The organism is Listeria valentina, from assembly GCF_011800755.1.
GTDB lineage: Bacteria > Bacillota > Bacilli > Lactobacillales > Listeriaceae > Listeria > Listeria valentina.
The window spans coordinates 1-10,573 of the sequence record NZ_JAATJW010000074.1 but is presented as its reverse complement, the minus strand read 5'-3'; the positions used below and the strand labels follow the sequence as shown (position 1 = coordinate 10,573).

Annotated in this window: 10 protein-coding genes; 9 read left to right on the top strand and 1 reads right to left on the bottom strand. The window is 39.9% G+C overall.

Features of this window, described 5'->3' with window-relative positions:
- Positions 1 to 121 precede the first annotated feature (121 nt).
- Positions 122 to 640 (top strand): hypothetical protein, encoded by a 519-nt coding sequence (locus HCK02_RS12225; protein WP_167630393.1) that lies wholly within the window; start codon positions 122 to 124, stop codon positions 638 to 640.
- 775 nt (positions 641 to 1,415) lie between these two features.
- On the opposite strand, the gene HCK02_RS12220 is transcribed toward HCK02_RS12225, so the two are convergent.
- On the bottom strand, positions 1,416 to 2,627 hold the full coding sequence (locus HCK02_RS12220; protein ID WP_167630392.1) for a multidrug effflux MFS transporter: 1,212 nt from the start codon (positions 2,625 to 2,627) through the stop codon (positions 1,416 to 1,418).
- A gap of 398 nt (positions 2,628 to 3,025) precedes the next feature.
- On the opposite strand from HCK02_RS12220, the gene HCK02_RS12215 reads away from it, so the two are divergent.
- The 8 genes from HCK02_RS12215 to HCK02_RS12180 all read left to right on the top strand — a co-directional run bounded on the left by HCK02_RS12215 (position 3,026) and on the right by HCK02_RS12180 (position 10,492).
- On the top strand, positions 3,026 to 5,083 hold the full coding sequence (locus HCK02_RS12215) for a BglG family transcription antiterminator (protein ID WP_167630391.1): 2,058 nt from the start codon (positions 3,026 to 3,028) through the stop codon (positions 5,081 to 5,083).
- 144 nt (positions 5,084 to 5,227) lie between these two features.
- Positions 5,228 to 5,668, top strand: coding sequence for a PTS sugar transporter subunit IIA (locus HCK02_RS12210; protein ID WP_167630390.1), 441 nt, complete (start codon positions 5,228 to 5,230; stop codon positions 5,666 to 5,668).
- Positions 5,665 to 5,928: a PTS sugar transporter subunit IIB gene (locus HCK02_RS12205; protein WP_036074117.1), complete on the top strand. Its 264-nt coding sequence runs from the start codon at positions 5,665 to 5,667 to the stop codon at positions 5,926 to 5,928. The genes HCK02_RS12210 and HCK02_RS12205 overlap by 4 nt, the downstream gene beginning before the upstream one ends.
- Before the next feature lie 26 nt (positions 5,929 to 5,954).
- Positions 5,955 to 7,253: a PTS ascorbate transporter subunit IIC gene (ulaA, locus tag HCK02_RS12200; protein WP_167630389.1), complete on the top strand. Its 1,299-nt coding sequence runs from the start codon at positions 5,955 to 5,957 to the stop codon at positions 7,251 to 7,253.
- Positions 7,254 to 7,312: 59 nt separating this feature from the next.
- Positions 7,313 to 8,305 carry a phosphotriesterase family protein gene (locus HCK02_RS12195; protein ID WP_167630388.1) on the top strand — a complete coding sequence of 331 codons (993 nt, stop codon included), beginning with the start codon at positions 7,313 to 7,315 and terminating at the stop codon, positions 8,303 to 8,305.
- Between the two features lie 12 nt (positions 8,306 to 8,317).
- Positions 8,318 to 9,067: a creatininase family protein gene (locus tag HCK02_RS12190; RefSeq protein WP_167630387.1), complete on the top strand. Its 750-nt coding sequence runs from the start codon at positions 8,318 to 8,320 to the stop codon at positions 9,065 to 9,067.
- Positions 9,027 to 9,746 (top strand): KDGP aldolase, encoded by a 720-nt coding sequence (locus tag HCK02_RS12185; protein ID WP_167630386.1) that lies wholly within the window; start codon positions 9,027 to 9,029, stop codon positions 9,744 to 9,746. Before HCK02_RS12190 ends, HCK02_RS12185 begins: the two co-directional genes overlap by 41 nt.
- The gene (locus HCK02_RS12180; protein ID WP_167630385.1) at positions 9,743 to 10,492 is read left to right on the top strand and encodes an SIS domain-containing protein; all 750 of its coding nucleotides are present in this window, start codon (positions 9,743 to 9,745) and stop codon (positions 10,490 to 10,492) included. The genes HCK02_RS12185 and HCK02_RS12180 overlap by 4 nt, the downstream gene beginning before the upstream one ends.
- The last annotated feature ends 81 nt before the right edge of the window (positions 10,493 to 10,573 follow it).

The following is a 10,573-nucleotide window of genomic DNA, read 5'->3' as shown; positions in this document are numbered from 1 at the left end:
CAGCTAAATTTCATACTTTTAATTCTTTAATTATAAAAACCAGAATTTTCAATACAGTTTTTGATCTGATTTTGAGCTAAACTCATTACCAAATACTAATACAACGAAAAGAGGCAACAACATGAAGAAAAAACTTATTAAAACAACGTTATTAACCAGTATTATGGGATTAATCTTAAGTGTAGTATTTCCTTCGATATTGTCTGTTCGTGCAGCTATACAAGAAGATCAAGTGACTGCTGCACCGGAGAAAGGCTCAGGTGCGTATGTGCCCACAAAAGAGGAGTTGAAGAATTTGGGGTTATCTGAAGCTGAAATTGCAGAATTGATGAAGGTTCAAGATACAGGAATAACATTGAAAAATGGGGTAGCGTATGATGAAGATGGAAAAAAACTGACTTTGAAAGAACGGGGCAAACTGAGTTGGGCGGTAAAAATCTTAAGAAAAGCATGGAATAAGATTCCTAAAAAAGTTAAAAATGCAATGGGCGGAGTTGCTGGATTTGAAGCTATATTGAGTTTTATCGATCACTTTACTGGCAAAGTTTCTGATGCTATTTATCTTGGTTGTAGAAAAATAGGATTGAGTAAAGCCGTTTCTTGGTGGGTCATGAAAATTCTGACCCTAATAGCGTTTTGAGGATGCCCATTATGTCTAGTAAAATGATAACTATTTGTTTTATATTAATTGCTATTCTCTTGCTTTTTGTTTTACCCATAGTCCTACCAAACAACACCATACTATTTTGGATTAGAGTAGCTTTTGCAGCTTATATTTTCATCAATATTATTGGCGATTGGCATGAGCGGAAAAAGAAACGATAAATAGAGACTGCATGATCTTGAAATAAGCTAAAATGCACCGACCTATTCAAGGAACTAAGGCAAACCATAATTATGGATGACAAAGCATAGTATTTGGAACCTGTAGACTAATCTTTAAACTTTTTCATATGCTGTTTTATACAAAATCTGGAGAGCCCAAGAATGATTAACGTTTGAGAAATCATTCTTGAGGCTTTTATTATTTAAGATAGAGAGAAAAAGAGGCTTAAAACTCCTTTGCTAAGTATTTTTTGATATTATTAATGAAAATTTTATGGGATAAGTTCACGGTAAGGAACCTCTTGTGATGCAACTCTTCTTTTAGCTTCTCACAAAATCTTAGTTTGACACCCTTCGCCTATCACGGGGTTCTAGAAGTATAGTTAGTCTTTCAAGAATTTCGAAAGATTAGACTTAGGGATGGAATAGGAACATTGAAATTTAAAACGGGAAGCATTGTATCGGGCTATTTTTGAAAACTTCCTTTTAAGAACTGAATAGTAAAGCTTTATGTATCTTTTTGGGGATTATTAAGATAAATTAAAAGGCAGGATCTCTATAAAACTTAGGGATCCTGCCTTTTTTAATTATTAATTATTCATCGCCTTTTTATTTTTTAAGGAATATACGAATATTAGCGCTATAACAAGAATAATAGCACAAAATATTGGAAAGACAAGCAATGAACCTGTGCGGATTATTCCAATTATAAATGTACAAAGACTGACAATTAGATAATATCCTAAACTTAAAAAGGCCCCTGACGTACCCGCTGTTTTTGGAAAATGAATAAGTGCTAAACTTAAACAGTTTGGCAATGATATTCCAATTCCAACAAGTAAGCAAAATATCCCCAATATATATAATATTAGCTCACTTGTAGTGCTCAACTGTATAAACACAGTTGCCACCAAAAATAATGTTGAGATAAATGATACAACAAGTCCTTTTTTAATTGTCTGTATTGCATTTCTCTTTTTTAATGATTTACTAGATAGCCACGCCCCAATCATGGTTGCTGATGCAACGACGCATCCCATAAATCCATATTGACTTTGTGTAAAATGAAACGTATCAATAAAAATTCCAGGTGCTTCTGAATAATAGCTAAAGATAATCCCATTAAACAAGCCAATAAGTAAACCGAAAATTACAGTATGAGGGTCTAAGATCATTTCTTTAGCAATCCTAAACATACTATATAAATTAAGGTTGGCTTGCGTATCACTTGCCATTTCTGGTAAATTCTTTAAACTAAAATAAAGCAAAATCATCCCCATAACCACTAGCACAAAAAAGACGATGCGGAAACCATAAAATTGTGTGATGACCCCACCTATAAGAGGACCAAGCGCAGGAGAAAATGCCAAAACAGCTGATATTTTAGCAAACATTTGATGCCGCTCTGTTCCCGTATAGCTATCTCTTAAAATGGTTTGAGTAGTGACTGATCCAGTACTTGCACCGAAAGCTTGAATAAATCTACCGATAAATAGTAGGATTATGTTATTTGCTATAAGACAAAGAACGCTACCAACTATATATACGAATATTCCAAAATTCATTGCCTTCCTTCGTCCAAAGTAATCTGAACCAATTCCCCAAAACACTACTCCAATGGCAAATGCTAGAAAGTAAATACTCAGAGTCATTTGAGAAATATTGAGAGTGGTACTGAATTTTAGGGCAATCTCAGTTAAAGAAGGTGTATAGATAGTTTCGCTTAGCTGAGGGAAACCTACTAAACAGACCAGTAATGGTAAACTTATTTTATTATTGTTTTTTTTGGATGTTTTTTTCATTATAATCTTCCTTAAATTAATTATTTGTTAAGTATGAAAAAAACATCCTTTGAAGGGAAATGGTGGAATCATAATTTTAATCCATGAATAAAAAATTATAACAGCACCTCCTTTTTTAATCTAAGTTTTCATTATATCATCGATTAAAAAGATAGCAAAATTATTATTTGATTTATTCTTATAAAAATTTCATGACCTGATAAAGAATAGGAGCTCTTTATTTATTTTTTTCTTTTACTGAGAATGACCAAGCTCTAGAGGGTGCTTTTTTATTTTACAAAAACCTCAGTTTGACAGGATTTTCCACTTCCACTATGCTAGGATTAATAGCTAATTTTAAAAAGGGTTTCATTGTATGTGAAAGTTGAAAAATGAGATTCGAGGGAGTTTGATGGAAAGTGATTCAATTCGATATTCGAAAAATTAAGTTGCTACATTATTTACTTGAAAATCGCGGTTATATAGCTCCACAAAAGTTGCAAGAAGTACTAGGGATTTCGAAACGAACCTTACAATATGAGATTGAAAAAACAAACTTTGAACTTGAACAGGTTGGTTTTAGTGGTATTCAGATGGTACGCAGGCAAGGATATTATGTGCCAGAAGATGAAAAGAAAGAGATTCTACGATTAATCGAAAATTATGATACAAATAATGTTGATTTTACTATGGCCGAACGGAAAGCGCGAATCCTTCTTTTTTTGCTTGCTACGGATGCGCGTGTGATTGAAGAGACGCTTTCAAAGGCGAACGGAGTGAGCCGGAATACTACGCTTCAGGATTTGAAGCAAATTAAAGCAGAACTGGGTGAAGCGGGGCTAAAGCTTTTATACAGACGGAAAAATGGAAACCAGATTGTTGGGGATGAAGCAGAAATTCGCCAGTTTTTCTTGCGCCATTGTTTGAATAGTCCCGCTTTTGAATCGGAAGCGGAACTCAAAAAGTTGCTTCGAACAAAAGCGCCTTCCTATGATGCGGACTTTTTGCAGCTAGAAAATGATGCGATTCGCTCGCTTGTGGCACTGGAAAAGCTTTTTGGGATGCGGTATACGGATGAGGTTGTGGCGCGGCTGAGTTTGATTGTCAGCTTTTTCAGTTTTCGAATGTTGCAAGGTCATTTTTTGGAAGGGAAAGAAGGGGAGCAAACAAAGTGGGCGCAGGAAATTTATCGCAGAATGCCGCGCTTGGTGGCCTGGAATGAAGCGGAACTCGCGTTTCTTGAACGACTGCTTTTAGGGGCGAATCGTCTTTCTGGAGAATCTGAGGTGGCGCGGCATTTAAAAGCGGCTGTGAAGAAGATGATCACGGAATTTGAACGGCTGGCTTGTGTGAATTTTGAGGATCACGAGCGGCTCAAACGAGATTTGCTTCTTCATCTTGAGCCGGCTTATTACCGGATTTTGTTTGGCATCGAGTGGATTAATCCGCTTCGTTCGGATATTAAAACGCAGTACGCGGAGGTTTATGAGATAACGCGGAAAGTGATGTTGCCGTTTGGCGAGCTGCTTGCTAAACCGATTCCAGAAGATGAAGTCGCTTATGTGGCGATTTTGTTCGGCGGGTTTCTATCACGGAAAAAAAGTGTGCTTGTGGAACGGAAAAAATTACTGATTATTTGTTCAAAAGGCGTCGGGACTTCGCGGATGATCGAACGCCAGTTAAAACAACTTTTTACGGACCGACAAATTGAAATTTTGGAGCCGATTTCTCTGAGAGAATTTGAGAAAAAAACTTATCAGCCAGACTTTATTGTTGCAACGCTTCCAGTACTCACGAATATTCCGGCTTTTATCGTGAGTCCGATTTTAACGGAACCGCAAAAGGAACAGCTTTTAAAGGAAATTATGCCACATGTGGCGCAGCGTGATTCGGATGCGCGCATGCTTGCAAGCGTTCTCGATGTGATCGATCAATATGCGAAAGTGGAAAACCGTGAAGCGCTTGCGCAAAATTTGAAAACGATTTTGTTCCAAAATGCGTTGGACGATGTGAGCGAGGTTTCACCTGGGCTTTCCGATTTGCTCCCAGCAAAACGCATTCAGTTTAAAGAAAACACACCAAATTGGCAAGAAGCGGTTCGGCTTGCTGCAAAGCCGCTCCTTGAAGAAGGTTATATTTCAAAAAATTATCAAGAAGCGATGATCACAGGAATTGAGACGCTCGGACCTTATGTTGTCATTTCACCCGGAGTGGCTTTGCCGCACGCAGCGCCAGGAGACGGAGCATTTCGAGTTGGAATGAGCTTGCTCGCGCTTGAGACACCAGTCGCTTTTTCCAAGAAACCAAAGGATCAAGTTAAACTGCTGATTGTACTTTCTTCGATTGATTCCTACACGCATATTAATGCACTTAGCGAATTAACGAAATTAATCATGCAACATGACTTTCTAACTTTTATGGAACAGCATACAAATACCGAGCAAGTGGCACGATTTATTCGGGAAAAAACAAGCTGACTCGTTCAGCTTGTTTTTTAGTGTCTACTTTTTGCACTTTCCGAAAGAAAGGAATTGGACTTCTTTATAAAGCACTTTCTCTCTATAATAAGAGTTGTAAGAGGTTGATAGCGCTATCAATTAGCAAGAAGGGATGAAGAAACGATGTCATTTTTGAACCAAGATTTACTGTCATTTAATCAAACTGCAGAAAATGCAGACGAAGCAATTCGACTTGCGGGCAAATTGCTTCAGCAAAAGGGCTATGTCAGTGAAAACTATATAGAAAAAATGGTTGAATCTTACCATGAAAATGGGGCTTACTTTGTGATTGCACCTTATGTGGCAATTCCCCACGCAAGACCCACCGATGGAGTGGAAAAATCGGCGGTTTCGCTTGTTACGCTTTCTAGCGGTGTAGCTTTTGGACATAAAGCGAATGATCCGGTTAGACTTGTTTTTGGCTTAGCCGCTTCATCAAGTGAAGAACATTTGAAAGTAATTCAAAACATTGTAGCTCTTCTCAGTCAAAATGAAAATATCAAGCGTCTTTTAGAAGCCAAGGATTTTGAAGAGATACAGCCAATTTTGGAGGGATTAAAATGAAAATTTTAACAGTTTGCGGTTTAGGCCAAGGAACAAGTTTGATTTTACGGATGAACGTCGAAAATGTACTTCGTGAAATGGAAGTCGAAGCTGACGTGGAACATATCGATGTCTCAGCAGCACGATCCATGTCTGCAGATATCGTTGTAACGAGTCAAGAACTTGCAGAAACGCTTGGTGAAACAAGTGCAAAAGTCGTGATTGTCAATAATTACTTTGATAATGCGGAAATTAAACAAGCTCTTAGCGGGGCGATTTAACGAAAAGAAAAGGGTGAGGATAAAAAATGGAGATCATTACTTGGATTGCCGACAACTTTTTTGGAACGCCGGCTATTCTGCTCGGGTTTATCGTCTTACTTGGATTACTTCTCCAAAAGAAAAATTTGAGTCAGGTTGTTAGCGGCACGTTTAAAGCGATTATCGGATTTTTAATTATCAATGCCGGCGCAGCTGTCATAACAGGTTCTCTAGGAATTTTTGAGCCGATGTGGAAAGAAGTGTTCGGTCTTGAAACAGCACCACTTAGCGGATTTTTAGGACAAGAAAAATTCAACTTAGAATTCGGAAGTGCAGTTACGCTTGCGATGACACTTGGATTTTTAGTCAACGTTTTACTCGCACGCTTTACACCACTTAAATATATCTATTTAACAGGACACATGATGTTTTGGACGACAACGATTTTTGCAGGGATCACGGTTCAAGCAGCAGGAGGCGATGTTTCATTCTGGCCGCTTGTAATCTTCCTAGCGATTATCATGGGACTTTACTGGACTGTCCAACCAGCGATCGTGCAACCATTTTTACGCAAAATTACTGGAAATGACAATGTCGCACTCGGACATACATCTGCGAGTGTAGCCATTCTTTCAGCTCTTCTTGGGAAAGTATTTGGCAATAAGAAAAATGATGCTGAACACATTAAGTTGCCGAAAAAACTCGAATTCTTACGAGATTCAAACGTGATCACGGCACTCACAATGGGGATTCTATTCCTAGTTGGTGCGATTATCTTAATGGTGAAACAAACACCAGGGGCAGAAAAACTAATTGCTGAAGCAGGAAACCAAAGCTTTATCGTTTACAGCATTGTTCAGTCCTTTACATTCGCAGCTGGGATTGCAGTTGTTTTGGTAGGTGTTCGGATGTTTATCGGTGAAATTGTACCAGCCTTTAATGGGATTGCGACAAAACTTGTGCCTGGGGCAAAACCAGCCCTTGATGCGCCGATCGTGTATCCATACGCAGCAAACTCCGTTATCCTAGGATTCCTTGGCGCTTTCGTCGGAGCCATCATTTGGCTTGTTGTTCTTGGAAATACAGTGGGTTATGTCTTTGTACCAACGATGATTGTTCTCTTCTTCCACGGAGCCGTTGCCGGCGTATTCGGGAATTCAACGGGTGGAGTTCGCGGAGCGCTCATTGGTGGATTCCTAACTGCAACTGTTGTTGCTTGGGGACAATATTTGATGGTAACCTTCTTCATAAACACGACCGTTCCTGATACAGCCATGTGGGCAGCGGATAGTGACATGTTCATATTAGGACCAATCATTAGTATGTTGGCGAAACTGATTTTTTAATAACCGAAACCTCTTCCGCCATTTCGTGAAGAGGTTTTTTGAAAGGAAGGAAGGAGAAAATGAGTTATATTCGTACTTTTTTTGGAGATATCAAACCTGAACAATTAGGATTTACCTATTCACACGAACACATTGTTTGTACACCATCGTTTTGGCAAGAAAAAGGAGAAGATGATCTCCTGCTTGACGACAAAGAAAAATCGCAACTTGATGTTCAAGACTTTAAAGATTTGGGCGGGAAAACCATTGTGGATGCAACCGCAGTAGATTATGGTCGCCACGTGAGCGAAGTAGCGGAAATTTCGAAAGAAACAGGCGTACAAATTATTGGAACGGCGGGCTTTAATAAGAGCTTTTTATGGACAGGAAAAATGAAGCCTGAATTGAAGCAACTTGTTGGGAATTATGAGACTTACTATGACTGGATTGAAGCGGCTTCAGTTTCCGAGTTGACAGAATTTGTTGTGCGAGAAGTTGAAGAAGGACTTGAAGGCACGAGTTTTAAAGCAGGCCAAGTCAAGTTTGGAACCGGCTATAACCGGATTACACCACTTGAAGAAAAAACTATTCGAGCGGTGGCACGTGCACATCATGAAACGAAAGCTCCGGTTCATTCGCATACAGAAGCGGGAACGATGGCGCTCGAACAAATTGAAATTTTAAAAGAAGAAGGCGTGCCGCTAGAATACCTCTCGATTGGGCACATGGACCGGAATTTAGATCCTTATTATCATGAACAAGTGGCAAAAACCGGTGCTTTTTTGTCCTTTGATGGCATCGCTAAAATCAAATATGCGCCTGAAAGTGCACGGATTGCTGCAATTTTAAGTCTCGTTCAAAAGGGCTATGAAGATCAAATTCTTGTAAGTGGAGATACCGCGCGGAAAACGTATTATAAACATTATGATTTTGGGCCGGGACTTGAATATATCAAGAAGAAATGGGTGCCGCGCTTTATTCACGAAGCGAATCAAAATGGGTTTGATGGCGAAAAGCTCATTCAAAAATTCTTCGTTGATAATTCGGCACGTTGCTTTACATTTAAAAAATAAGGAGGAAGCGAAATGAAATTTGCAGCATGTAGTTCCTATGAAATCGCCGCACAAATTACGAAAACCACACCCGTGATTTTACCCGTAGGAGCCGTTGAAGCACACGGACCTCATTTGCCACTTGAAACGGACAATCTTCTCGCTGAAAGATATGCAGACCGGATCGCAGACAAGAAAAACGGCCTAGTGCTGCCTGTCTTGCCATATGGACAAGTTTTCAGTTTACAAGACTTCCCGGGCAGTCTGAGTTTGTCGAACGAAACCATGATCCAAATGATCTTTGAAATCGGCGAGGGACTTTATAAACAAGGCGTGCGGCTGTTTGTACTAATCAGCGGGCATCTTGGCAACATGGCCGCACTCAAAGAAGGCGCAAGAAAACTCTTTTTGAAACATCCCGATATGCGTGTACTCCACATTTTTTATCCGAATATTCAAAAACTAGCGGCTGATGTACGAGAAGGGAAAGCGAACCATCATACGTATATCCATGCTTGTGAAATCGAGACTTCCTTGATGCTTTATTTGGCAAGTGAACATGTGGAGATGGAAAAAGCCATTGATGATCCGCCGATTTTACCGCTTGATGCGGATTATACACCGATGCCTTGGCAAGATTTCACGGAAAGTGCAGTTCTCGGAGAGGCCACGCTTGCAACGGCTGAAAAAGGTGAATATTTGATTGAAACGACATTAAAAACCTGTTTGGAGTTGATTGAAATTGAACAAGACAAAATTCGAAAAGCAGAAGAAATGGCATGATTTTGCACTTTTTAATTTTTTAGCGCAAGATGCGGAAAATGCGAAAGAAGTTATGGATGCCGCGGATGGTTATGCGGTGCCTGGGATTGTCGCAAGCGATTTTGATACCCCCGAAGAGGCGGTCGCACGTTTGAATGAACTCAAAAAAGCGAGTGATATCGTTAGCGTGGGTCTTGGAGGTGGCGGCGCCTTTGAAAACTTTCGAAGTGTTCTTAGGATCGCTGAGCTCGATCAGGATTGCCATATTAATCAGCCGCTTGAAACGGCGGCTTTTGCGCAACTAGTGGATGGGATTTATGCCAATGCGCTTGTTCGACCATCAGGTAAGGTAGGGATTGTAAATTTAGTGACGGGTGGCTCGATTGAAGTTGAACGGCTAGTCGATTATTGCCTCGAGCATCAAATTCCTTCTATTAAATTGATGAGTATTCGCGGAACGGAACATTTGGATGAACTTGTTTATTTAGCGAAAGTCGCCGGTGAAAGAGGGATTCATGGGATTGAACCTGCTGGTGGAATTGCTTGGGATAATATTGTAACGATTATTTCGGAAGTAGCCGAAACGGGGATTCCATTTTTTATGCCGCATATTTTTGGGACGACGATAGATCAAGCAACCGGGCGAACTAAAAAGAATGAAATCGAACGGATTTTTGAGCAGCTAGGAGGGATATTGTGATTGATGCTTATTTAAATCAAGCCATTGGAATGCTTGAAGCTATCCAACTGGAAGAAAAGGAAAACATTCGAGAAGCTGGACAAATTATAGCTAAGAAAATCGAGGCAGGAGGTATTGTTCACTTATTCGGGTGCGGGCACTCCCACATTTTAACAGAAGAGGTGTTTTACCGGGCAGGTGGATTAGCTCCCATTCACCCAATTTTACATGAGCCGCTTATGCTTCATGAAGGAGCCGCGCAGTCTTCGGTGTTAGAACGGAAAAACCACTACGCTGAACATTTTATGGCAAAAGAAGATGTTCGGGCAGAAGATGTGATGATTGTTCTTTCAACGTCCGGAAGAAATCCTGTTCCAATTGATGTGGCTCTTTTCGCTAAGCAAAAGGGTGCTTATGTCATTGGAATCACGTCAAAGGCTTATTCGGGAACGCAAAACTCGAGACACGTTTCAGGACAAAAACTAAGTGATATTCCCGATCTTGTGATTGATAACAAAGCGGTGAAGGGAGATGCGGTTTTACGGCTTGAAAATTTCGACGTGCCATTTGCTGCGACTTCAACGGTTACAGGTGCAGCCATTTTACAAAGTTTATTTGCAGAAGCTATTTCTGCTATGCATCAAGCTGGTTTTGCGCCGCCTGTCTTCTTGAGCGGAAATACAGAAAATGCTGATGACTACAATCAAGCTCTTTTAGCAAAATACCAAGCGAGAATTCCGCTTTTAACCTTAAATCTTGAGAAATAAATGGTTCAGACTGTCGAAAAACGCCCATCCCTCCATGAGAAAGAAGAGGGATGGGCGTTTTTTTCTATAAAAATGGAAAAA